The sequence below is a fragment of the Streptomyces sp. CA-106110 genome (assembly GCF_050936285.1).
Classification (GTDB): Bacteria; Actinomycetota; Actinomycetes; order Streptomycetales; family Streptomycetaceae; genus Streptomyces.
On the sequence record NZ_JBNJNB010000001.1, the window covers coordinates 8,960,037 to 8,983,810 of the forward strand.

Consider the following 23,774-nt stretch of genomic DNA (forward strand, 5'->3'; position numbering starts at 1 on the left):
CTCATCGCCCGGCCAGCGTCATCGCCCGGTCCAGTGCCTGCAGGAAGCGGTTCACCGTGACCCGGTCCCGTACGGCGAGCCGCAGCCACTCCTCGTCGAGGCCCGGGAACGTGTCCCCGCGGCGCACCGCGAAACCGAGATCGCGCAGATGCCGGCGCACCGTGGCCGCCCGCTCCAGACGGATCAGCACGAAAGGTGCCTCGGCAGGTTCGGCCACATACAGCCCGTCCGGGGCGAACTCCCGCAGCCCCGCCACCAGATGTGCCCGGTCCGCCGCACCCCGGTGCGCCGCATGCGCGGCCTCCGCCACTGCCCTCGGCGACATACAGGCCTCGGCCGCCACGAGCGCGGGCGTGGACACCGGCCACAGGGGTTGCGCCCGCTCCAACTCGGCGATCGTCTCCGGCGCCGCCAGGACGTAGCCGATGCGCAGGCCCGCCAGTCCCCAGGTCTTGGTGAGGCTGCGCAGGACCACGAGCCCGGGCACATCGGTCCGGCCCGCCAGCGCCTCCCGTTCCCCCGGCACCGCGTCCACGAACGCCTCGTCGACCACCAAGGTCCGCCCGGGCCGCGCGAGTTCGGTGATCGCGGAGGCCGGGTGCAGCACCGACGTCGGGTTCGTCGGGTTGCCGAGCACCACCAGGTCCGCGTCCTGCGGAACCAGCGCCGCATCCAGCCGGAAGCCGTCCCGTTGCCGCAGCAGGACCCGGTCCACCGCGTGCCCGGCATCCCGCAGCGCCGCCTCGGGCTCCGTGAACTGCGGGTGCACCACGACCGGGTGACGTGCCTTCAGGGCGCGTGCCAGCAGCACGAAGGCCTCGGCCGCGCCCGCCGTGAGCAGGACGTGCTCGGCCGGCAGTCCGTGCCGCGCCGCCACCGCCGCCCGTGCGGCCCGCCCGTCGGGATAGGCCGCGAGCCCGCCCAGCGACCCCGCGATCACCTCGCGCAGCCATGCCGGGGGCGTGTCGGCGCGCACGTTCACCGCGAGATCGGTCAGCGTCGCACCGCCGTCACGCACCTCGGCGTCCCCGTGGTGCCGCAGGTCGTGCTGCCGCCCGTCGTGTTCAGTGCGCATGTGAGTGTGTGTGCCCACCGTGGTGGTGGTGATGTCCATGCCCGTGGTGGCCGTCGTCGTCCGGGTGGAAGTGGGGCTGCTGCGGCAGACCCACCTTGTCCTCGAAGCCCGGAAGCGCGATCCGGTACACGCACGAGTCGCAGTTCATCCGCAGATCGCCCTTCACGGCCTCCTCGTACCGCTCCATCACCAGGTCGAGCAGCTCCGGCTCCGGACCGATGACGTCCGCCGACCGCACATCGACCTCCGGGTGCGCCGCGGCCCAGCCCTGGGTCTGCTGCCGCACCCGGTCCGGCAGGACGCCGGTGAACAGGAAGTAGGGCAGGACGACGATCCGCCGTGCGCCCAGCCTCGCGCACCGGTCCAGGCCGCTCGGCACGTCCGGCGCCGCCAGCGAGACGAACGCCGTCTCGACACCCGCGTACCCGCGCCCCTCCCACAGCAGCCGCGCCGCCTTGTACACCTCGGCGTTGGCGTCCGGGTCCGTCGAGCCGCGGCCGACCAGCAGCACCGTCACATCGGCCCGGTCGGCGGGCGTGCGGCCGGTGCCTCCGAGAGCTTCGTCCAGGCGCCGCTCCAGTACCGACAGCAGCGCCGGATGCGGGCCCAGCGGACGTCCGTACGTGTAGGAGATCCCCGGGTGCCGCTCCTTCTCCCGGGTCAGCGCCGCCGGGATGTCCCCCTTGGCGTGACCGGCGGACACCAGCATCAGCGGCACGGCGGCGAAACGCCGGACCCCCCGCTCCACCAGCTCGGTCACCGCCTCGCCCAGCGGCGGCGCCGACAGCTCGATGAAGCCGCCCGCGACGGGCAGCCCGGGGTGGCGGCGCCCCAGCTCCCGCACGAAGTCGCGGAACGCCTCGGCTCCGGCCTCGTCCCGGGTGCCGTGGCCGGCGATGAGCAGGGCGGGCGGCGGGGTGGTCACGGGGTCTCCTTCGAAGTGGGGTGGTACAGCAGGGCGTTGAGCGCGGCGGCGGCGACCGCCGAACCGCCCTTCTCGGACACGTTGCTCACGGCGGGCAGTCCGCTCTCGCGCAGCGCCGCCTTGGACTCGGCCGCGCCGACGAAACCGACGGGAAGGCCGATCACCAGCGCGGGCGAGGCGTCCAGCTTCAGCAGCTCCTCCAGGGCGGTCGGGGCGCAGCCGATCACCCAGAGCGCCCCGGCGCCGACGTCCTCGTACGCGAGGCGGATCGCGTGCGCCGAACGCGTCAGGCCCGGACCGGACTTGGCGTCCTTGAGGCGGCAGACCGTCGGGCACCGGGTGATGCCGGCGGCCACCATCTCGACGTCCACGACCACCGGCGCACCCTCGTGCAGCGCGGCGTGCGCCCTCGCGAGCTCGCCTTCGGCCATGACGAGATCGTCCGCGTAGTCGAGGTCGGCGGCGGAGTGGATGACCCGTTCCACCACGGCCCGGGTCAGCGGGGGGAAGTGCGAGGTGTCCAGCCGGGTGCGCAGCCGCCGGAAGGACTCCTGCTCGATCGGGTGGACCACACGGTTCACTGGGCGTCCTCCTGCCGGTCGTCCTGCCAGCGGTAGCCGCGCGGCGTCACCATGCGCCCCGCGATCTCACGGGTCGCGGTGTTGCCCACGGTCACGACGGTCATCATGTCGACGGTCGCCGGGTCCAGCGAGGCCAGTGTCGTCAGACGGCTGGACTCGTCCTTTCGCGACGCGTTCCGTACGACACCGACCGGTGCCGTCGGTGCCCGGTGCCCGGAGAGGATCGCGAGCGCCTTCGGCAGCTGCCAGTCCCGGCTCCGGCTGCGCGGGTTGTAGAAGGTCACGACGAGGTCCGCCTCGGCCGCGGCCCGCACCCGCCGCTCGATCACCTCCCACGGGGTGTGCAGGTCGGAGAGGCTGATCGACACATGGTCGTGGCCCAGCGGTGCACCGAGGATCGCGCCTGCCGCGAGGGCGGCCGTCACACCGGGCACCCCGACCACGTCGATGTCGTCGGACGCCTCGGCCAGCGCGGGCGACGCCATCGCGTACACACCGGCGTCCCCACTGCCGATCAGCGCGACGGCATGCCCTTTGCGTGCCTCGGCGACCGCGGTGCGCGCCCGCTCCTCCTCCGCGCCGAGCCCCGACTCCAGGATCCGGGTGCCCGGTGGCAGCAGATCACGGATCTGGTCGACGTACTGGTCGAGGCCGACCAGTACCGACGCGCGCCGCAACTCCGTCTTCGCGCGCGGCGTCAGCAGGTCCCGGGCGCCGGGCCCGAGCCCGACGACCGCGAGCCGTCCGCGCGCCGGCCGGCGTACCACGGCGCAGGTCGCCATCGCCGGACTCGCGGCCGACTTCCGCTTGGGCACGAGGAGTTCGCCTCCCCGTACCAGCGCGGCGGCCTCCGCGACGGACGGTGTGCCGACGGCGGCGAGCGGGGCGGCGGAGGGATTGGGCACGTCGACCTTCGCCAACTCCTCGGCGGAGTACGTCACCACGGGCACCCCGAGGCGCTCCGCGGCCTCGATGATCCCCGGCTCGTCCGCTTTGGCGTCGACGGTCGCGAGCTCGGCGAGCGACTTCGCGCAGAGCCCCGCGTCCAGGAGCGTGCCCTCGATCAGCGCGAGGACCTCGGCCGCGGGCGCGCCCTTGGAGGCGCCGACGCCGACGACGAGGGTGGGCGGCCGCAGGACGACCTCCCGCTCGGCCGGCTCGACGGTACGGTCCGTGACGCGGATCGTGTACGGACCCTCGGCGGCGACGCGCAGCGGCGGCAGCGGCCAGGCCACCTCCGCATCCAATGCGACCGGCTCCCCGTCCAGAAGCGCCCGCGACACCCCCGCGACGTCCCCCTCCACAGGCAAGCCGAGCGTGTCCAGGCCCGGCATACCCACGGAGTCCGTAGCGGTCGTCACCACGGGCAGGGCGTCCAGCAACGAGGCGACCTCACCGGCCAGTTCGTTGGCCCCGCCGGCATGGCCGCCCACGAGCGACACCGCGAAACGCCCGCCCTCGTCGACGCACACCACCCCCGGGTCGGACCTCTTGTCACCCAGCAGCGGGGCGACAAGCCGTACGACGGCGCCCGTGGCCAGGAAGCACACGAGCTGCTCGCACTCCGCGAAGGCGGCCCGCACGGCCTCGCCGACGGGCCCGTCGTACACCCTCGTGCGGTCCGGCCACGCCGTGGCCAGCCGGTCCCGGGCAGCCGCGCCCGCCGCGGTGGCGGAAATGAGGCCGATCACAGAGCAACTCCTTCGCTACGCGCCGGAGGCCGCGTGCCCCACAGCAGAAAAACGGGGTTGGCCGCCGCGAGCCGGGTCACCTCGCCCGGCAGCGGCGCGAGCCGCGACGACTGCAGCAGCACACCGTCGCAGGAGAACCCGGCCGCGACGAGCGCCCCGCGCGCCGCCGGTACGCGGTCAAGGGCGGCCATGGCGACCACCACGGTCCGCCGGGCGCGGGCCGCGCACGCGGTCACGACGGCGGGCAGCTCTCGTCCGCCGCCGCCCACGAACACCGCGTCGGGATCGGCGAGAGCGTCCAGTGCGGACGGCGCCGCCCCGTGCACGACGTGTACGTCGACCCCGTGCGCCGCGGCGTTGGCGCGGATGCGTTCCACCCCGTCGGGCGTCTTCTCGACGGCGCTCACGGCCGCACCGAGCCGGGCGCACTCGACGGCGACCGACCCGGAGCCCGCGCCGACGTCCCAGACCAGATCGCCGAGCCGGGGCCCCAGCCGGGCCAGCGCCAGGGCGCGCACCTCGAACTTGGTGATCATCGAGTCGCGGTGCGCGAACGCGTCCTCCTCCAGGGCCCACCCGGACGGGCCGGACGGCGCCCCGGCGACCGTGCGCACCGGTCCCGTCGCCCGCGACGCGTCAAGACACAGCACCACGTTCACCGCCGTGCCCCAGTCACGCGTCGCCGCCTGCTCCGGCGTCACCCGCTCCACCTGCTCGCTCCGCGGGTCACCGAGTGCGCCGGCCACCACGAGGACGCGCTCGGTGCGGGCACGGGCCAGCGCGGCCCCCAGTTCGGCGGGACCGGCGCCGGGCCCGGTCAGCACGGCGACCTTCGGACGCGCCCGGCACACGTTCACCGCCGTGCGCAGCTCGCGCCCGTGCGCGCTCACCACCACCGCGTCGTCCCACGGCAACCCGATCCGCGCGAACGCGGCCGCCACCGAGGACAGGCCCGGCCGCACGTCGAGCCGCTCAGGCCCGAACCGTTCGGCGAGCACCCTGACGATCCCGAAGAACCCCGGATCGCCCGAAGCGAGCACCACGACCCGCCGCCCCTTGTCCAGATACCGCTCGACCGTCTTGAGCGCGGGAGCCAGCGGCCCGAGGACGATCCGCTCGGTCTCCTGCGGCAGCCGGGCGGCCTCCAGATGGCGCCGTCCGCCGACCACGAGGTCCGCGCCGGCCGTCGCCCCGGCGGGAAGCGGCTCGCCCGTGCCGGTACCGACAACGGTGATCACGTGCTCGCACCCCGCGTGCGCAGGGCCCTGCGGGCCTCGGGGTCCGCCTTGCGGTAGCCGTGGAAGTGGCCGGGGTGGTACAGGTGCGAGCGGGTGCCGTGCGCGTCGAGCGCCGGGCCGACCAGGAACAGCGTGTGCTTCCAGAGCTTGTGCTCCTTGACGGTCTCCTCCAGCGTGCCGATCGTGCACTTCACGACCAGCTCCTCGGGCCAGGTCGCCTGGTGGGCCACCACGACCGGGGTGCTGGTCGGGTAGCCGCCCTCCAGCAGCTCGCGCACGAGCTGGCCGCTGCGCGCCGCCGACAGGAAGATCGCCATGGTGGTGCCGTGCCGGGCGAACTCGCGTACCTCCTCACCGGGCGGCATCGGCGTCTTGCCGCCGCCGAGCCGGGTCAGGACGACGGACTGCGCGACCTCGGGGATCGTCAGCTCCCGCCGCGCGAGCGCTGCGACGGCCGAGAAGGACGAGACTCCGGGCACCACTTCCGTCTCGATCCCGATCCCCGCACACCGGTCGAGCTGTTCCTGGGTGCCGCCCCACAGGGCCGGGTCGCCGGAGTGGATGCGGGCGACCCGCAGGCCCTGCGCATGGGCCCGCTCGTACACCGCGACGACGTCCTCCAGGGACATGGTCGCCGAGTCGAGGATCTCGGCCCCTTCGCGGGCGTGCTCGAGGACCTCCGCCTGCACCAGGCTGGCCGCCCAGATCACGATGTCGGCCTCGGCGATGGCGCGCGCGGCGCGGAACGTCAGCAGGTCGGCGGCGCCGGGGCCGGCACCGACGAAGGTCACCTTTCCGGTGATGGCATCGGCCATGGAATTCTTTCCTCCAGCGAAAAGTTCGAGCAGTACGAGGCACCGGTGCGCACAGGGCCGCCGGTCCCGTGTGCACCCGGATCGATCGGATAGCAAGGTCATATGGCGGTCTTCGTCGCGCTCGGCGCGTTCCTGATGACGCTGGCAGGCGGCTGGACGGCACAGCGTGTGACCGACCGCCGCCATCTCGTCCTCGGCCTGGCCGGCGGGCTGATGCTCGGCGTGGTCGGCCTGGATCTGCTGCCGGAGGCCCTGCGCGCCGCGGGCGGCGAGGTGTTCGGCGTCCCCGCCGCCCTGCTGCTCTTCGTGGCCGGTTTCCTGCTGGCCCACCTGGTGGAGCGCCTGCTGGCCGCGCGCCGCGCCGCGCACGGTGCGGACGAGCTGGTTTCCCTGGCTCCGCCTCCGGAGCCCGTCAGCCGGTGTCATGCGGCCGACCACGCTCAGTCCTTCGGGTCCCCGGCTGCCCCACCGCTCGACACCGGCGCGCCCCCGCCGCGCCGCGACGACCGGGCGCCCGAGGTGGGCCTGACGGCGGCCGCGGCGATGGTCGGGCACAGTGCCATGGACGGCATGGCGATCGGTGCCGCGTTCCAGGTGGGCAGCGGCATGGGAGCGGCGGTCGCGGTCGCGGTCGTCGCGCACGACTTCGCGGACGGCTTCAACACGTACACGCTCACGAGCCTGTACGGGAACGCGCGCCGCAAGGCCATCGCGATGCTCGTCGCGGACGCGGCTGCACCCGTCGTCGGCGCCGCCTGCACGCTGGTCTTCACGATTCCCGAGCGAGCCCTCGGCGGCTATCTCGGTCTCTTCGGCGGAGCGCTGCTCTACCTCGCCGCCGCCGAGATCCTCCCGGAGGCGCACCACGTCCACCCCGCCCGCTCGACCCTGCTGTGCACGATCGCGGGCGCGGCGTTCATCTGGCTGGTGGTGGGCCTCGCCCACTGATCCGTCGCCGGTCACAGCTTGCCGCCACGGGTCCCGTCGCGCCGGGCCGGCGCGATGAGGGTGGACAGGTAGGGCAGCGGACCGCCGTCGAGGTCGGCGGCCGGCCGGATGGACTCCTCGGGCAGCCCGAGCCCGGATCCCCACACCGCGCCCTCGAGCCGCCCGGTCTCCCGCAGCGCCTCGGCGACCTCGTGCGCCTGTCGCCCGAACTTGTAGGCGACGACCGTGCCGGGCCCGCCGAGCGCGTCCTTGAGCACGGTGGACCCGGCGGTCACCGGCACCAGCGTGAGCGGCTCGGTGCCCTCGGTCAGCACGGCCCCCGACCGCGCCGCGAGGTCCTGCATGGCGGTGATGCCGGGAACGGTCTCGACGACGGTGCCCGGCAGGAGCTCCTGGATCGTCTGGGCGAGGTAGGTGAACGTCGAGTACACGTTGGGGTCGCCGATGGTGGCGAAGGCGACGGCGGAGCAGCGCTCGAGGAGCCGGGCCACCCGTTCGCCTGCCGCGTCCCAGGCCGCCTCGCGCCGGGTGCGGTCGCTGCGCTCGTTGAGCGCGAACACCACACGCACGACCTTCTCCTCGGGCACGTAGTGCAGCACCGTCGCCTCGGCGCGCCCCCGCTCCCCGCCGTCCTTCCCGTCGGGGCCGGCCATGACGGGCACGACGACGACATCGGCGGCGCGCAGCGCGTTGACGCCCTTGACGGTCACCAGCTCGGGGTCGCCGGGGCCCACCCCGACTCCGATCAGCCTGCTGCTCATGACGTCCGGCACCTCTCCACGAACCGACGGGCGACACCGGGCTCGGCGGCCCAGTGCGTATGCAGATAACTGGCGTGCACACCTTGTTGTACGAAACCCTCGACACGCGGCCGAGGGGCGCGCACCCCCCACGCGGGAGCCGCCCCCGCGCCGGGCTCGACCACGGACCGGTGGAACTCGTGCCCCCGTATCCGGGTCCCGGCCGCGGCGAGGACACTGTCGCTCACCGCCACGGCGTCCCGGTAGCCGAGAGTGAGCCGTTCGCTCATCCGGGCGTTCGCGTCGAGAACCCCGCACATCGGCTGCCCGTCCAGCTCCCGGCACAGGTACAGCAGCCCGGCACACTCGGCGGCGACGGGAGCCCCGCTCAGTGCGAGTCCGGCGACCGCCTTGCGGAGTCGTTCGTTGGCCGACAACTCGGACGCGTACACCTCCGGGAATCCGCCGCCGATGACCAAGCCGCTCGTGCCGTCGGGCAGTTGCTCGTCGTGCAGGGGGTCGAAGGTGACGACTTCGGCTCCGGCGGCGGCCAGCAGTTCGGCGTTCTCGGCGTAGGAGAAGGTGAAGGCGGGGCCACCGGCGACGGCGACCACCTCGCGAGCACCCGCCGGGGCGACCGGGGGCTCCCAGACCTCGCCGGGCAACCCTGCCGCACTCCGCGCCAGCTCCAGCAGCGCCTGAAGATCGCACCCGTCGCGCACCTGCGCGGCCATGGCGGCGACGGCCTCCACCGCCTCCGCCCGGCGCTCGGCGACCGGCACCAGCCCCAGGTGACGCGACGGCGTGTCCACCTGGGGAACCCGCCGCAGCACTCCCAGCACCGGCACCCCGGCCGACTCCAGGGCGTCGCGCAGCAGTTCCTCATGTCGGTCCGAGGCCACCTTGTTCAGGATCACGCCCCCGATCCGCACCTGCGGGTCCCAGGACGCGAAGCCGTGCACCAGGGCCGCCACCGACCGCGACTGCGACGACGCGTCGACCACCAGCACGACCGGTGCGCCGAGCAGCTTGGCCACCTGCGCCGTGGAGGCCAGTTCCCCCTCGCCCGCGGCCCCGTCGTACAGCCCCATCACGCCCTCGACGACAGCGAGATCGCACCCGCGCGCCCCGTGCAGAAACAGCGGAGCGATCAGCTCCGGGCCGCACAGGTACGCGTCCAGATTGCGCCCCACCTGCCCGGTCGCGAGCGTGTGGTACCCGGGGTCGATGTAGTCCGGCCCGACCTTGTGCGGGGACACGGCGAGCCCCCGCGCGGCGAACGCGGCCATCAGCCCCGTGGCGACGGTGGTCTTGCCGCTGCCGGACGCCGGCGCGGCAATGACCAGCCGGGGGACGGACCTCACCACTCGATGCCCTTCTGGCCCTTCTGCCCCGCGTCCATGGGGTGCTTGACCTTGGACATGTCGGTCACGAGATCCGCGAAGTCCACCAGATTCTCGGGCGCGTTCCGCCCGGTGATCACCACATGCTGGGTTCCGGGCCGGTTCCGCAGCACCTCCACGACCTCGTCCGTGTCCACCCACCCCCAGTGCATCGGGTACGCGAACTCGTCCAGCACGTAGAGCGTGTACGTCTCGGCCGCCAGGTCCCGCTTGACCTGCTCCCAGCCCTCCCGGGCCTTCTCCTCGTTGTCCATCTGGGCATCCCGCTGGACCCACGACCAGCCCTCGCCCATCTTGTGCCAGTCGACGGTCCCGCCCTGCCCGGAGGCGCCGAGCACGCGCAGCGCGTTCTCCTCGCCGACCTTCCACTTGGCCGACTTGACGAACTGGAACACCCCGATCGGCCACCCCTGGTTCCAGGCGCGCAGCGCGAGACCGAACGCGGCGGTCGACTTGCCCTTGCCGATGCCCGTGTGGACGACGACCAGCGGCCGGTTGCGCCGCTGCCGGGTCGTCAGCCCGTCGTCCGGTACCACACTCGGCTGTCCCTGCGGCATTACGCGGCCCTCCTCGAAGAAGTCCCCTGCACGTCCCTGACCAGACCGGCGATCGAGTCGGCCCGCAGCTCGTCCAGCGTGACGGCCGCACCGCCCAGCTCACCCGCGAGCTGCCCGGCCAGCCCGAGCCGTACCGGACCCGACTCGCAGTCCACGACCACGGACGCCACCTGCCCGGCCGCGAACAGCCGTGCCGCACGTCCCGCCAGTGCGACCGGCTCCGGACCGCCGGTGGCCCGTCCGTCGGTCACGACCACCACGAGCGCCCGCCGCGCCGGATCCCGCAGCCGCTCCACCCGCAGCACCTCGTGCGCCTTGAGCAGTCCGGCCGCAAGGGGCGTGCGCCCGCCCGTCGGCAGCGACTGGAGCCGCGCCGCCGCCGTGTCCACCGATGAGGTCGGCGGCAACGCCACCTCGGCGTCCTTGCCCCGGAAGGTCACCAGCCCCACCTTGTCCCGTCGCTGGTAGGCATCCAGGAGCAGCGACACCACGGCGCCCTTCACGGCGCTCATCCGCTGCCGCGCGGCCATGGACCCGGAGGCGTCGACCACGAACAGCACGAGGTTGCCCTCACGGCCCTCGCGCGTCGCCTGCCGCAGGTCGTCCCGGCGCACCACGAGGCCCGGCCCGGACCGGCCGCGCGCCCGCTGATGGGGCGCTGCGGCCTGCACGGTCGCCGCCAGGTGCAGCTTGGTGAGGGTTCCCCGGGGCCGACGGGCCCCGGTCGTCCGCCCGTGTTCGGTCCACGCCCGCGAGCGCCGCCCGGCGGCACCGTCGCCGATGCCGGGCACGCTCAGCACCTTTGTACGGAAGGGCTCGGCGGCAGACACGGGAGCCTGCTCGCCGGCGCTGGCGCCGGAGGCCTGCGGCTGCGCGTCGCCGTCGCCGTCCCCGGTGTCGGGCCGGGCGCCCGTGTCACCGCCCTGCGGGCCGCCGTCGGCCTGCGGTGGCTGCCCGCCGCCGCCCTGCCCGTCCGGGCCGGGATCCGGATCGTCGTCGTCCGGGCCGCCGAACTGCTCCAGGGTCTCGTCCAGTTTGTCCTCGTCCAGCCCCGGCGCGTCGAACGGGTTCCGCCGCCGCCGGTGCGGCAGCGCGAGCAGAGCCGCCTGCCGTACGTCCTCGGCGAGCACGTCGGTCCGCCCGGCCCATGCGGCCAGCGCGGTGGCGGTACGCGCCATCACGATGTCGGCCCGCATACCGTCCACCTCGAAGGCGGCGCACGTCGCGGCGATCTGCCTGAGCGCCCCGTCGCCGAGCCGCACCGACGGCAGCAGCTCACGCGCCGCCACGATCCGTGCCCGTACGGCGCTCTCCTCTTGAGCCCAGCGGGCGGCGAAGCCCGCGGGGTCGTCGTCGTACGCCAGGCGCCGCCGGACGACCTCCACCCGCTGTTCCGGCTCCCGCGACGCCGCCACCTCGACGGTCAGCCCGAACCGGTCGAGCAGCTGCGGCCGCAGCTCGCCCTCCTCCGGGTTCATGGTGCCGACGAGCAGGAAGCGGGCGGCGTGCCGGACGGAGACGCCCTCGCGCTCCACGTACGAGGCACCCATCGCGGCCGCGTCGAGCAGCAGGTCGACCAGGTGGTCGTGGAGGAGGTTGACCTCGTCGACGTACAGGATCCCGCGGTGCGCGTCGGCCAGCAGACCCGGCTCGAAGGCCTTCACGCCCTCGGCCAGCGCCCGCTCGATGTCGAGGGCGCCCACGAGCCGGTCCTCGGAGGCGCCGACCGGCAGCTCCACCATGCGCGCGGGGCGCTGGGTACCGGTGCCGGCCTCGTGCGGACCGTCCGGGCAGTCCGGGTCCGGCGCCGCGGGAGCGCAGGAGAAACGGCACCCGGCGACCACGTCCACCGCCGGCAGCAGCACCGAAAGGGCGCGTACGGCCGTGGACTTGGCGGTGCCCTTCTCACCGCGTACCAGCACACCGCCGACCGCCGGTGACACGGCGTTCAGCAGCAGTGTGAGCCGTAGATCGTCCTGGCCGACGACGGCCGTGAACGGAAACGGGGTACTCACTTCTCGTCGCCCTCCAGGTCGCCCTCGAGCTCCAGGTAGGTGGCGCGCAGCCGCTCCAGCGTGTCCGCGTCCGGCTCCGCCCACAGGCCGCGGTCGGCGGCCTCCAGCAGGCGCTCGGTGATGCCCCGCAGCGCCCAGGGGTTGGACTTCTTCATGAAGTCCCGGTTCTCGGCGTCGAAGACGTACTCCGCGCTGAGCTTCTCGTACATCCAGTCGTCGACGACCCCGGCCGTCGCGTCGTAGCCGAACAGGTAGTCCACGGTCGCCGCCATCTCGAAGGCGCCCTTGTAGCCGTGCCGCCGCATGGCGGCCATCCAGCGCGGGTTGACCACGCGGGCACGGAAGACCCGATGTGTCTCCTCGCCGAGGGTGCGGGTCTTGACCTGGTCCGGCACGGCGCTGTCGCCGACGTACGCCTCGGGGCTCTGCCCCGTCAGATGCCGCACCATGGCGACCATGCCGCCGTGGTACTGGAAGTAGTCGTCGGCGTCCACCAGGTCGTGCTCACGGGTGTCGACGTTCTTGGCCGCGACGGCGATCCGCCGGAACGCCGTCTCCATGTCCCCGCGCGCCGCCCGCCCGTCGAGCCCGCGGCCGTACGCGTAGCCGCCCCACACCGCGTACACCTCGGCGAGATCGGCGTCCGAGCGCCAGTTGCGCGCGTCGATCAGCGGCAGCAGACCGGCGCCGTACGCGCCCGGCTTGGAGCCGAAGACACGGGCGGTCGCGCGCCGCCGGTCGCCGTGGACGGCGGTGTCCTCGTCGGCATGGGCCCGGACGAAGTTTCGCTCGGCGGGCTCGTCCAGTTCGGCGACGGCCCGTACGGCGTCGTCGATGAGCCCGACGACGTGCGGGAACGCGTCCCGGAAGAAGCCCGAGATACGGACCGTGACGTCGATGCGCGGCCGGCCCAGCTCCTCGAGCGGGACCACCTCGAAACCGGTCACCCGGCGCGAGGCGTCGTCCCAGACCGGGCGGCAGCCGAGGAGGGCCAGGATCTCGGCGATGTCGTCGCCCTGGGTCCGCATGGCGGATGTGCCCCAGACCGTCAGCCCGACGGACTTCGGGTACTCGCCGGTGTCCTGCAGATAGCGGTCGACGAGGGAGTCGGCGAGCGACTGGCCGACCTCCCAGCTCAGTCGCGAGGGAATCGCCTTGGGATCGACGGAGTAGAAGTTGCGACCGGTCGGCAGGACGTTGACCAGCCCCCGGGTGGGGGAGCCGGACGGGCCGGCCGGCACATAACCGCCGTTCAGCGCCCTGAGGATGTGGCCGATCTCGTCGGTGGTGCGGGCGAGCCGCGGCACCACCTCGGTGCAGGCGAAGTCCAGCACGGCGACGGCGTCGGGGAGTTCGCCGCCGAGCACCTCCCGGACCAGGGCCGCGCTCGCGTCGGCCGCCCAGCCGCGCTCCTCCATGCCCTCCGCGATCCGCCGGCACAGCTGCTCCAGCAGGTCGATCGCGTCGGCGGCGGTACGGGAGGGGCCCTCGACCAGGTCGGTCAGCTCCACCGGCACCTTCATCGGCGCGCCGGGCTCGGCCAGCAACTCCTTCTCCACCAGGCCGAAATGAGCGGCGAGCGAGGCCCGCAGCCCCGGCAGGGCGTTCGCCTGCCCGCCCCACACCTGCGAGGCGCGCAGCACGGCGAGCACGAGGTTCACGCGGGGCTCGCCGACCGGGCCGCCGCCCAGGATGTGCAGACCGTCGCGGATCTGCACATCCTTGATCTCGCAGAGATAGCCGTCGATGTGCATGACGAACTCGTCGAAGGCGCCGTCCTCCGGCTGCTCGTCCACGTGGAGGTCGTGGTGCAGCTCAGCGGCCTTGACCAGGGTCCAGATCTGGGCGCGTACGACGGGCGCCTTGGCCGGGTCCAGGTCGGAGACGAGCGCGTACTCGTCGAGCAGCTGCTCCAGCTTGGCCAGGTCGCCGTAGGTGTCGGCGCGGGCCATCGGCGGTACGAGGTGGTCGACGACCGTGGCGTGGCCGCGGCGCTTGGCCTGGGTGCCCTCGCCGGGGTCGTTGACGATGAACGGGTAGATCAGCGGCAGCTCGCCGAGGACGGCGTCCGGCGCGCACCCGCGCGACAGGCCCAGGCCCTTGCCCGGCAGCCACTCCATGGTGCCGTGCTTGCCCATGTGGATGATCGCGTCGGCGCCGAACGAGTTCTCCAGCCACCTGTACGCCGCCATGTAGTGGTGCGACGGCGGCATGTCGGGGTCGTGGTAGATCGCGATCGGGTTCTCGCCGAAGCCGCGCGGCGGCTGGATCATCACCGTGACGTTCCCGAACCGGAGGGAGGCGAGGACGATGTCGTCGCCGTCGACGTACAGCGAACCCGGCGGCTCGCCCCACGCCTGGAGCATCGCCTTCCGCAAGCCGGGGTCGAGCCGGTCGAACCACGCCCGGTAGTCGGCGAGCGGCACCCGAGCGGGGGCGGCGGCCAGCTGGTCCTCGGTCAGCCATTCCACGTCGTGTCCGCCGGCTTCGATGAGCCGGTGGATCAGCTCGTCGCCACCCGCCGGGTACTCGGTGAGGCCGTATCCGGCGTCCCGGAGCGCGTCCAGGACGCGTACGGCCGACGCGGGCGTGTCCAGGCCGACCGCGTTGCCGACCCGCGAGTGCTTGGTCGGGTAGGCGGTGAAGACGAGCGCGAGTTTCTTCTCGGCGTTCGGCTTGTGCTTCAGCCGGGCGTGCCGTACGGCGATTCCGGCGACGCGCGCGGCGCGCTCCGGGTCGGCGGCATACACCGGCACATCGTCCGGACCGTTCTCCTTGAAGGAGAAGGGGACCGTGACGAGGCGGCCGTCGAACTCCGGGATCGCCACCTGCATCGCCGCGTCCATGGGGGAGAGGGCGGCGTCGGACGCGTCCCACGCGGCGCGCGAGGAGGTCAGGCACAGGCCCTGCAGCACGGGAACGTCCAGGTCGGCCAGTGCCCCGATGTCCCAGGCCTCCTCGTCGCCGCCCGCCGACGCCTGAGAGGCGTGCGTACCGCCCGCGGCGAGCACGGTGGCCACGAGCGCGTCCGCCTTCGACAGCAGGTCGTACAGCCCCGGGTCGGCGCCGCGCAGCGAACCGCAGTACACCGGGAGGGCGTTGGCGCCACGCTCCTCGATCGCGTCGCACAGGGTGTCCACGAAGGCGGTGTTCCCGCTGAGTTCATGGGCGCGGTAGAAGAGCACGCCCACCGTGGGGCGGCCCTCGGCGTACACGCGCTCCCCGTGGACGCCGTATTCGGGCATCTTCTGCGGCTCGGTGAAACCCTCACCGGTCAGCAGCACGGTGTCGGACAGGAAGCGGGCCAGCTCCGTGAGGTTGGCGGGGCCGCCCTCGACCAGGTACGTCAGGGCCTCGGCGACCACGCCGGCGGGCACGGACGACTCGGCCATCAACTCCGCGTCCGGCACGGCCTCTCCGCCGAGCAGCACGGTCGGGATGCCCGAGGCCCTGAGCGTGGCGAGCCCGTCCTCCCAGCCGCGCTTGCCGCCCAGCAGCCGTACGACGGCGAGGTCCGCGCCCTCGATCAGACCCGGAAGCTCCTCCGTGACATCCACCCGGGCCGGGTTGCCGATCCGGTAGGGCGCGCCGGAGGCACGGGCCGCCAGCAGATCGGTGTCGGCGGTCGACAACAACAACACTGTGCTCATGCGGGCGCTCCCGGTGGAATGAAAGGCAGTCCTTGCGGCGCGCCCGACTCGATGAGCCGCCACAGCGCGTCCGTGTCCGCGTGCTGTTCGATCAGGTCGCCGAGCCGGTCGAGCTGCTCCTCGCGCAGCGCGGCGAACGACGTGTCGGCGGCCGGTACGAACCGGCGGCCCGCGGCGGCCGCCACCTCGCGCAGGAACGCCCGCCGGAAACCGTCCGACTCCAGGGAGCCGTGCCAGTGAGTGCCCCAGTTCTGGCCGACCCGGCAGCCGTCAAGGAAGGGCTCACCGCCCGTCACGTCGGCGACGCCGTGGTGGATCTCGTAGCCCTCCACGCGCTCACCGAGCGCCTCGCCGGCCGGCCGGGTCAGGGTCTTCTCGCGGGCGAACCGCACCCGCACGGGCAGCACCCCGAGCCCGTCCACCTGCCCCAGGCGGCTCTCGACGTCGTCCTCGATGTGCTCGCCGAGGATCTGGAAGCCGCCGCAGATGCCCAGGATCGGGCGCCGTTCGGCGGCCCTGCGGACCAGCGCGTCGGCGAGGCCCCGCTCGCGCAGCCACTCCAGTGCCCGTACGGTCCCGCGCGTGCCCGGGACCACCGCCAGGTCCGCGTCCGCCAGTTCCTCCGGCCGGTCCACGAACCGCACGACGACGCCCGGTTCGGCGGCCAGCGCGTCCACGTCGGTGAAGTTGGACATGAGCGGGATCGCGCAGACGGCGACCCGCAGCACGTCCTCGCCGTGCGGCGGGGCGACCGTGGACTCGCGGACGGTGCCGCGCAACGACACCCGCAGGCCGTCCTCCTCGTCGATGCCGAGCCCGTGCCGGTAGGGCAGCACGCCGTAGGTGCGCCGCCCGGTGAGCCCGTGCAGCATGTCCAGGCCCGGCTCCAGCAGGGAGACGTCGCCCCGGAACTTGTTCACCATGAAGCCGGCGACCAGTTGCTGGTCCTCACGCGAGAGCAGGGCCACGGTGCCGAAGAAGGAGGCGAAGACACCGCCGCGGTCGATGTCGCCCACGACCAGAACGGGCAGCCGCGCGCCCCGCGCGATCCCCATGTTCACGATGTCGGTCCGCCGCAGATTGATCTCGGCCGGACTGCCCGCTCCCTCACAGATCACCGCGTCATACGTGCCCCGCAACTGGGCGAGACAGTCGAGGACGGTGCCGAGGAGCCGCTGCTGCCGGCCGCCGTGGTACCCGCGGGCGCTGAGCTCGCCGACCGGCTTCCCCAGCAGCACCACCTGACTGCTCTGCTCGCCCCCGGGCTTGAGCAGGACCGGGTTCATCAGCGCGTTCGGTTCGATGCGGCACGCCTGCGCCTGCATCGCCTGCGCCCGTCCGATCTCCGCGCCCTCGCGCGTGACGAAGGAGTTGAGCGACATGTTCTGTGCCTTGAAGGGCGCGACCTTGACGCCCTGCCGGGCCAGCCAGCGGCAGATCCCCGCGGTGACGACGCTCTTGCCGGCGTCGGAGGTGGTGCCGGCGACGAGGAGACCGCCGTTCATGACGTACGTCCCTTCGTGAGAATCGTCCGGGTGAGCAACCGCCCGGCGACAGTGGCGCCGAGCGCGAGCACGGTCACGCGCCGGGAGAGCCGTACGGCGCGTTCGATGTCGCCGACCTGGACCGTGCGCCCCGCGCCGTTCAGCACCGGCCGGTGCTCGACGCGTCCCCCGTACGAGAGGGTCCCGCCCAGCCGCACCCCGAGCGCCCCCGCGAACGAGGCCTCAACGGGCCCGGCGTTGGGGCTCGGGTGCTGGGCGGCGTCCGTGCGCCAGGCGTGCACGGCTGCCCGCGGTCGGGGACCCGAGGCGGCCGCGAGGGCGGCGGTCAGGCGTGCCCCGGGCCACCCCACGAGGTCGTCGAGGCGCGCCGAGGCCCACCCGTAGCGCCGGTAACGGGGCGATTTGTGGCCGACCATGGCGTCGAGGGTGTTGACGGCCCGGAAGCCCACGAGCCCCGGCACCCCGCCCACGGCCCCCCACACCAGCGCGCCCACCACGGCGTCCGAGGTGTTCTCGGCGACGGACTCGACCACGGCACGCGCGATCCCGTCGGGGTCGAGCGCCTGCGGGTCACGCCCACACAGGTGGGGCAGCCGAGTGCGGGCGCCCTCCACGTCCCCCGCCTCCAGGGCACGCCCGACGCTCCGGGCCTCCCGGGCGAGCGAAGTCCCCCCGACGACGGCCCAGGTGGCCGCGGCGGTCAGGGCGACGGAGGCGGCGCGCGAGGGCCGGACGGCGGAGGCGGTGAGCGCGGCGAGGGAGACCGCACCGCCGACGCAGACAGCGGTGTGCAGGGCGCCCCACCCGCGGTGGTCCCGCCACAGCAACCGCTCCACGGCACCCGCGGCCCGCCCGAACGCGGCGACCGGATGCCCGCGGCGTGGATCGCCGATCAGGTGGTCACCGAGGAGGCCGGCGGCGGCGCCGTACGCGAAGACGCGATCGGCACCCATCGGTTCAGCCGGCCGTGGGGTCGGGCAGGGGCCGGTTGTCGAGCCTGAAACGGCAGCCGCGCATGGCGATATGTCCTCACTCAGGGTGTCCACGCCCTGGTTCGACGAGATCGGCGGTGAGAGTTCCTGGCTCCCGGGGGTTGTTCCCCGGTGACAGTGGCGGGACCGCGCCGGATTCGCACCGGCTTCCTCTCTTGCCGCCGTATTGGCCCCGGCAGTCCACCACGGCCCCGGAACGCCCGTCAACTGGCTCTTGACCTGCGGAGCAGCGGTGTGCCGAGCCCCACACGGCTGACATGCCGTCAGCCGCTCGGTTCGGTGCTGTCCGCGCGGCGCCTACGCCTGTGACGCAAGAGGGGAGCGGCTACGCGGCGGACGGGAGCAACGACCGTGTGGAGGACCCCGCCGAGGGGGCGCACTCGCCGGCGCGTGACTCGAAACGGCGCACCGGCCCGGTGCTCGCCTTTCGGCGTATGACGGGGTGTGGTTTGCTGACTGGATTCGAGGACCCGGCAACGGACGGTTTCTGAAGGTCCGTCCAGAGGACGGGAGGGGCTCGCATGGGGGACAGAGCCGAGGAAAAACCGCCGCGCGCGGAAGGCCCCCGCGCTCCGCGGACCACCCTGTCGGCGGCGGTCCCGCTGGCGCTTTTCTCCATGACCACAGGGGTGTTCGCGGTGGCCGCCGGCGCGCTCGCCGCACTGCTTGTGCCGGGATCCGTGGCACGGGCGCCGGTCTGGGTGGCGGTGACGATCGTCGCGGCGGCCGGCGCAGGCCTGTGGTGGGGGATCACCCCGGTCACGGAGCGTCTCCGCGTTCTCGACCGGGCCGCGGCGGCGGTTCGTCCCCGTGGCTCGCAGACCCGTTGACCTCCGGGGCGGATCCGTCGGCGTCCGAGGGCCGGGGCACTGCCGAGCGGCCGCGCAGGGTACGGCCCGCGCTTGCCGCAAGAGCGGTGACGGCCGTCGCACCGAGGGTTCCCAGCACCGTCGTGGCCAGGGGTGTCGGGGTGCCCCACCCGAGGCCGGCCGCCACCCGTGCCGACACGGCGATGCCGAACAGCAGCACGCTGCCGTAGGCCGTGCCCAGCAGCAGACGGGTCGCCGGCGACCGCATCCGCTGCCCGCCCCCGGAGTTCTCCGCCTCCTCGACGGGCTCCGCCACGAGGCGGAGCGCGCGTAGCCGCCTGTACCACTCAAGGAACCCGAGGACCCCCATCGGTCTCCCTCCCCGTTGTCCGCCCGGGCCGTCCCCTCCCGGGCTTCGGTTGTCATCGCGACTCAGGGTGAAGCGCCATCTCACGGTGCCGGCCCAGCGGCAGCCTGCTCTGCACCCCGATGCGACGCGGGCCCGTGCCGCGGTGCGCGCCGGCCGTGTACGGCAGTAGGCGCGGGGTCGCTCCGGGAAGCCGGGACATCGCCTCGAGGTGTTGCCGCGGCCGGCGCGTGCCCCCTGCCGTGCCGCTCTCTGCCACATGTCGTCCGCGGCCGGTCGGGTGGCCTGAGTCGGGCACCAACTCCCGATCAGATTAGGTGAGTTGGGTGTGTGCGACCAGACCGCTCGCTGTCCGGCGCCTGTCTTTTCGGCGTGGTCGCGATGCGGCCCGGAACGTGGCGAACCGGCGTATGTCCGCAACCGAGTTCGAGCCCTCGCAGTGACGATCACTGCGAGGGCTCGTCGCCGGTGGCCGAAGGGCCGATGAGTCGCGCGGAGTCAGGAGACGATCAGATAGATCCCGTATCCCACCGCGGCCACACACGCGGCGAAGCAGGCGTACGCGCCGGTGGCTGCCACGGCGGCAGCGCCGCCCCGGGCCGATTCCTTCTTCGTGAGGCTCACCACGCCGAGGGTGAACAGCCCCACGAGGGCCACGGTGACCACGAGGCTGACGCCGAAGACGGTGCCGAGAGCCGCCCAGTCGATGTTCATGAGGGTGCTTCCTTATGCCGTCTTATACCGATGCGGTGCGGGTCGACTCCGCCGCGGAGTCGGAGTTCTGGGCCGGGATGGTGGCCGTCAGGCCGGTGCCTGCGTCGGCCGTGGCGACCGGGCCGGCCGGCGGCGGGATCACCGCGGCGATCGCCGTGGTGACGACGCCCGCGGGCTCCGTCTCGACGTCGTTGACGTTGTCGATCGTGACCGGCTTGCGGCGGGACAGGGTCCAGATGACGCCGGCGCCCGCGACCAGCAGCACACCGGTGAGGACGGTGCCCCACGTGCCCTGCTTGGTGAGGAGCTCGGCACCCGCGCCGACGAGTCCTGCGGCCGGGAGCGTCAGACACCAGGCGACGAACATCCGGGTCGCGGTGGACCAGCGGACCACGCCGCCCTTGCGGCCGAGGCCCGCACCCATGACGGCACCGGAGCAGACCTGGGTGGTGGAGAGGGAGAAGCCGAGGTGCGAGGAGGCGAGGATCGCGGTCGCCGCGCTGGTCTGGGCGGCGAAGCCCTGCTGCGGCGCCAGGTCGGTCAGTCCCTTGCCCAGGGTGCGGATGATGCGCCAGCCGCCGAGGTAGGTGCCGAGCGCGATGGCCAGGCCGGCCGAGACGATGACCCAGGTGGGAGGGTTCGATCCGGGGGCGATGACGCCGCCGGTGACGAGCGCCAGGGTGATGATGCCCATCGTCTTCTGGGCGTCGTTCGTGCCGTGTGCCAGGGAGACCAGGCCCGCCGAGGCGATCGATCCGGCGCGGTAGCCCTTCGCGGTCGCCCTGCCGTCGGCGCGGCTGCCGATGACGTACGACAGGCGCGTGGCGAGCAGGGCGGCGAGGCCCGCCACGATCGGTGCCGCGACCGCGGGGATCAGGACCTTGGTGACGATCGTCGAGCCGTTCACGGCGGACCAGCCGGCCGAGGAGACGGCGGCGCCGATCAGACCTCCGAAGAGGGCGTGGGAGGAACTGGAGGGCAGGCCCAGCAGCCAGGTCAGCAGGTTCCAGAGGATGGCGCCCACCAGGGCCGCGAAGATCACTTCGACGCGTATGCCCTGCTCGTTGATGATGCCGCTGGAGATCGTCTTGGCGACCTCGACGGAGAGGAAGGCACCGACGAGGTTCAGCACGGCGGACATCGCCACCGCCGTCTTGGGCCTCAGGGCGCCGGTCGAGATGGTCGTCGCCATCGCGTTGGCTGTGTCGTGGAAACCGTTCGTGAAGTCGAACACGAGAGCGGTGACGATCACGATTCCAATGAGGAGCGTGATGTGTTCCATTTACCCAGGCTTCTGTGGGAGGTCAGTGGCGCGTGAACCGTAGGCAACCTAGGTGAATGGAAGATGAACTGAAGGAGTCTTGGGGGTGTATCGCCCGATGTGTCGTTGCTCGGTTCACCTCGGGCGCGCGGTACATCGGGCTCTCGTGCAGTTCACGGGACGGCGGCCCGTCGCGCGCCCCGGTGCGCGAGGTCACAGGCGGCCCGGTTCTCCGCCTGGCAGGATCGCGCCATGGCTGAGCAAGGACGCGACGCGCGGGACGCACGGGAGGACGCGGCGGGACGACCTGGGCAGGGCGCTCCCGGCACTGCGGACGAGGTGGCCCGGGCCTGGGAGGAACTCGTCGCGACCGCCGTCCGGACCGTGGCCGAGGACCTGGTCGTCGGCACGTCCGGCAATGTCTCCGTGCGGGTCGGCGACGTCGTCCTGGTCACACCGACGGGAGTGCCGTACGAGCGGCTGACGCCCGATGACGTGGTCGGCGTCGGCCTCGACGGCGGGCAGGTGCTCGGCTCGCTGCGGCCGACGAGCGAGCTGCCGATGCATCTGGCGGTCTACCGCACGACCGACGCACGCGCCGTCGTCCACACGCACGCCGTGCACGCGACGGCCGTCTCCACCCTGGTACGGGAACTGCCGCTGATCCACTACATGGCCGCAGCCCTCGGTGGTCCGGTCCGGGTCGCCCCCTACGCGACCTACGGCACCCCGGAGCTGGCCGAGAACATGCTCCGCGCCCTCGCGCAACGCAGTGCGTGCCTCCTGCAGAACCACGGCACGATCGCCTACGGGTCGTCCCTGACCGAGGCCCACGACCGCACGGCCCAGCTGGAGTGGATGTGCCGTGTGTGGCTGACGGCCTCGTCGGTGCCGGGTCTGTCGCCGGCACTGCTCACCCGGGAGCAGGTGGCCGAGGTGGGGGAGCGGCTGCGGGGCTACGGCCAGCGCGGGCAGTAGGAACCCGGCCGGAACCTTCTTCGCGCGGTCGCCGCATCGGGCGCGCCCTCGGCGAACGCGGTGGTGTCGCCCGCTGGCCGGGGGCGGCCTCCACCGGGAGACTGGAAGGGTGCGTACTGTCAAAGCGGCGGCCGCAGCCGTCACGGTAGCCATAGCAGCCGGCGCGGCCGGCGTCGCCGCGGGCCGCCTGGCCAGCGACGCCGCCCTCAAGGCGCCTCCGGGCCGGCCACTGCCCACGGAACCCCGTCTCACCGTGCACTCTCTGGCGGCCGGGCGGATCGCGCTCACCCGCGATCTGGCCTCCCAGCGCCCCGGCACCTACGGCCTCGCCGGCAACGGCTCGCACGCGGTCGTCGGGCCGGTCATCGACACCGCGCCCCGCTCGGCCGACACCGTCGTACGCCGCCTGGAACGCGTCACCCACGGCACGCTCGAACCCGGCGACAAGGCGTGGCTCACCCCGAACCTGCACATCGGCGACCCGGGCACCGCACTCGGCCTCGACCACGCCGACGTGGACGTGCCCGGCGAACTCGGGACCCTTCCCGCCTGGTTCGTGCCCGGTGTCCGCGAGACCTGGGTGATCACCGTGCACGGGCTCGGCGCCACCCGGGAACACCCCATGAACGTCATGGGCTTCCTCAACCGTCACCACTTTCCCGTCCTCGACATCACCTATCGCGGGGATCTCGGCGCACCCCGCCCGCCGGACGGCCTGAACCACCTCGGCGAGAGCGAGTGGCGCGACGTGGACGCCGCCATCCGCTACGCCGTGCGCTCCGGCGCCGAGCGCGTCGTTCTGCACGGCTGGTCCACCGGGGCCACGATGGCGCTGCGCGCCGCAGCGCAGTGCCCGCTGCGCGAGCGGATATCCGGGCTCATCCTGGACTCGCCGGTGCTCAGCTGGGAGGCCACGCTGCGCGCACTCGCCGCCGCCCGCCGCACCCCCGGAGCGCTGCTGCCGCTGGCCGTCCGTGCCGCACAGGGCCGCACCGGTCTGCACGGCGACCGCCTCCAGCCCGCCGACCCGGACCAGCTGCAGGTGCCCGTTCTGATCTTCCACGGCCCCGGCGACACGGTCGCCCCATGGGGGCCCTCACGCCGTCTCGCCGAGCGCCGCGGCGACCTGGTCACCCTGCAGACCGTGCGCAACGCGTCGCACGGCGCCATGTGGAACGTGGACCCCGGAGCCTATGAGGAGGCCATGCGGCGTTTTCTGACCCCGCTCATGTGACGCCGCCCCGAGGGCCGTGCTGCCGCGCACCCCGGAAACCCCCTCCGCCGTACCGAGCTGGCGCACTGCCTTCCGCTTGGTCCCTTTGGAAGGCGCTTTCTCCGTATGCACCCCCTCGCGGGGCCCTGTGCGTCGGCCTGCCTCGTCGCCCGCTGTGACATTCCGTTTGGGTTTTCGGACCGTCAACCGCAAGACTGCACCTGTGACGTCCCGTACCCCGCGCGACTCCAGGCTCCGACTCGTCCGCCCGCGGCCGCTTGCAGTCGCTCCCCGAGC

General features: G+C 73.3%; 19 protein-coding genes and 1 riboswitch. Of the genes, 3 read left to right on the forward strand and 16 right to left on the reverse strand.

What is annotated here, in order from left to right:
• Position 1: 1 nt before the first annotated feature.
• From cobC to cobM, 6 genes are read right to left on the reverse strand one after another with little or no spacing between them, the layout of a single operon-like run.
• On the reverse strand, positions 2-1,075 hold the full coding sequence (gene cobC / locus ACQEXA_RS41300) for an Rv2231c family pyridoxal phosphate-dependent protein CobC (protein ID WP_432926261.1): 1,074 nt from the start codon (positions 1,073-1,075) through the stop codon (positions 2-4).
• Positions 1,065-2,000, reverse strand: a complete 936-nt coding sequence (locus tag ACQEXA_RS41305) for a sirohydrochlorin chelatase (RefSeq protein WP_432926259.1) — start codon at positions 1,998-2,000, stop codon at positions 1,065-1,067. Before ACQEXA_RS41305 ends, cobC begins: the two co-directional genes overlap by 11 nt.
• Positions 1,997-2,581 (reverse strand): precorrin-8X methylmutase, encoded by a 585-nt coding sequence (locus tag ACQEXA_RS41310; RefSeq protein WP_432926257.1) that lies wholly within the window; start codon positions 2,579-2,581, stop codon positions 1,997-1,999. The genes ACQEXA_RS41305 and ACQEXA_RS41310 overlap by 4 nt, the downstream gene beginning before the upstream one ends.
• Positions 2,578-4,272 (reverse strand): precorrin-3B C(17)-methyltransferase, encoded by a 1,695-nt coding sequence (gene cobJ / locus ACQEXA_RS41315; protein WP_432926255.1) that lies wholly within the window; start codon positions 4,270-4,272, stop codon positions 2,578-2,580. The genes ACQEXA_RS41310 and cobJ overlap by 4 nt, the downstream gene beginning before the upstream one ends.
• Positions 4,269-5,510, reverse strand: coding sequence for a precorrin-6y C5,15-methyltransferase (decarboxylating) subunit CbiE (gene cbiE / locus ACQEXA_RS41320; RefSeq protein ID WP_433132631.1), 1,242 nt, complete (start codon positions 5,508-5,510; stop codon positions 4,269-4,271). Before cbiE ends, cobJ begins: the two co-directional genes overlap by 4 nt.
• Positions 5,507-6,325: a precorrin-4 C(11)-methyltransferase gene (cobM, locus tag ACQEXA_RS41325; protein ID WP_433132633.1), complete on the reverse strand. Its 819-nt coding sequence runs from the start codon at positions 6,323-6,325 to the stop codon at positions 5,507-5,509. Before cobM ends, cbiE begins: the two co-directional genes overlap by 4 nt.
• 102 nt (positions 6,326-6,427) lie before the next feature.
• On the opposite strand from cobM, the gene ACQEXA_RS41330 reads away from it, so the two are divergent.
• Positions 6,428-7,273, forward strand: a complete 846-nt coding sequence (locus ACQEXA_RS41330; RefSeq protein ID WP_432926250.1) for a ZIP family metal transporter — start codon at positions 6,428-6,430, stop codon at positions 7,271-7,273.
• Between the two features lie 11 nt (positions 7,274-7,284).
• Here the strand turns inward: ACQEXA_RS41330 and cobI are convergent, their stop codons facing one another.
• The 10 genes from cobI to ACQEXA_RS41380 all read right to left on the reverse strand — a co-directional run bounded on the left by cobI (position 7,285) and on the right by ACQEXA_RS41380 (position 21,307).
• Positions 7,285-8,034, reverse strand: coding sequence for a precorrin-2 C(20)-methyltransferase (gene cobI / locus ACQEXA_RS41335; protein WP_432926248.1), 750 nt, complete (start codon positions 8,032-8,034; stop codon positions 7,285-7,287).
• Entirely contained in the window at positions 8,031-9,380 is a 1,350-nt protein-coding gene (locus tag ACQEXA_RS41340) for a cobyrinate a,c-diamide synthase (protein WP_432926246.1), read from the reverse strand. Before ACQEXA_RS41340 ends, cobI begins: the two co-directional genes overlap by 4 nt.
• Positions 9,374-9,973, reverse strand: coding sequence for a cob(I)yrinic acid a,c-diamide adenosyltransferase (gene cobO, locus ACQEXA_RS41345; RefSeq protein WP_432926244.1), 600 nt, complete (start codon positions 9,971-9,973; stop codon positions 9,374-9,376). Before cobO ends, ACQEXA_RS41340 begins: the two co-directional genes overlap by 7 nt.
• Entirely contained in the window at positions 9,973-11,988 is a 2,016-nt protein-coding gene (locus ACQEXA_RS41350; protein WP_432926243.1) for a putative cobaltochelatase, read from the reverse strand. Before ACQEXA_RS41350 ends, cobO begins: the two co-directional genes overlap by 1 nt.
• Complete coding sequence (gene cobN, locus ACQEXA_RS41355) at positions 11,985-15,638, reverse strand: cobaltochelatase subunit CobN (protein WP_433132635.1); 3,654 nt, start codon at positions 15,636-15,638, stop codon at positions 11,985-11,987. The genes ACQEXA_RS41350 and cobN overlap by 4 nt, the downstream gene beginning before the upstream one ends.
• A complete protein-coding gene (locus ACQEXA_RS41360; RefSeq protein WP_432926239.1) occupies positions 15,635-17,143 on the reverse strand; it encodes a cobyric acid synthase in 1,509 nt (502 codons plus the stop codon). The genes cobN and ACQEXA_RS41360 overlap by 4 nt, the downstream gene beginning before the upstream one ends.
• On the reverse strand, positions 17,140-18,096 hold the full coding sequence (locus tag ACQEXA_RS41365; RefSeq protein WP_432926237.1) for a cobalamin biosynthesis protein: 957 nt from the start codon (positions 18,094-18,096) through the stop codon (positions 17,140-17,142). The genes ACQEXA_RS41360 and ACQEXA_RS41365 overlap by 4 nt, the downstream gene beginning before the upstream one ends.
• Positions 18,097-18,197: 101 nt before the next feature.
• Positions 18,198-18,335: riboswitch (cobalamin riboswitch) on the reverse strand.
• A gap of 559 nt (positions 18,336-18,894) precedes the next feature.
• Entirely contained in the window at positions 18,895-19,260 is a 366-nt protein-coding gene (locus ACQEXA_RS41370; protein WP_432926236.1) for a hypothetical protein, read from the reverse strand.
• Positions 19,261-19,809: 549 nt separating this feature from the next.
• Positions 19,810-20,025: a hypothetical protein gene (locus ACQEXA_RS41375; RefSeq protein WP_432926234.1), complete on the reverse strand. Its 216-nt coding sequence runs from the start codon at positions 20,023-20,025 to the stop codon at positions 19,810-19,812.
• Between the two features lie 22 nt (positions 20,026-20,047).
• Positions 20,048-21,307 carry an anion permease gene (locus ACQEXA_RS41380; protein WP_432926232.1) on the reverse strand — a complete coding sequence of 420 codons (1,260 nt, stop codon included), beginning with the start codon at positions 21,305-21,307 and terminating at the stop codon, positions 20,048-20,050.
• A 231-nt stretch (positions 21,308-21,538) separates the two neighbouring features.
• Between ACQEXA_RS41380 and ACQEXA_RS41385 the strand changes: the two genes are divergently transcribed.
• Positions 21,539-22,264 carry a class II aldolase/adducin family protein gene (locus tag ACQEXA_RS41385; RefSeq protein ID WP_433132637.1) on the forward strand — a complete coding sequence of 242 codons (726 nt, stop codon included), beginning with the start codon at positions 21,539-21,541 and terminating at the stop codon, positions 22,262-22,264.
• Between the two features lie 109 nt (positions 22,265-22,373).
• On the forward strand, positions 22,374-23,498 hold the full coding sequence (locus ACQEXA_RS41390; protein ID WP_361826794.1) for an alpha/beta hydrolase family protein: 1,125 nt from the start codon (positions 22,374-22,376) through the stop codon (positions 23,496-23,498).
• Positions 23,499-23,774 lie beyond the last annotated feature (276 nt).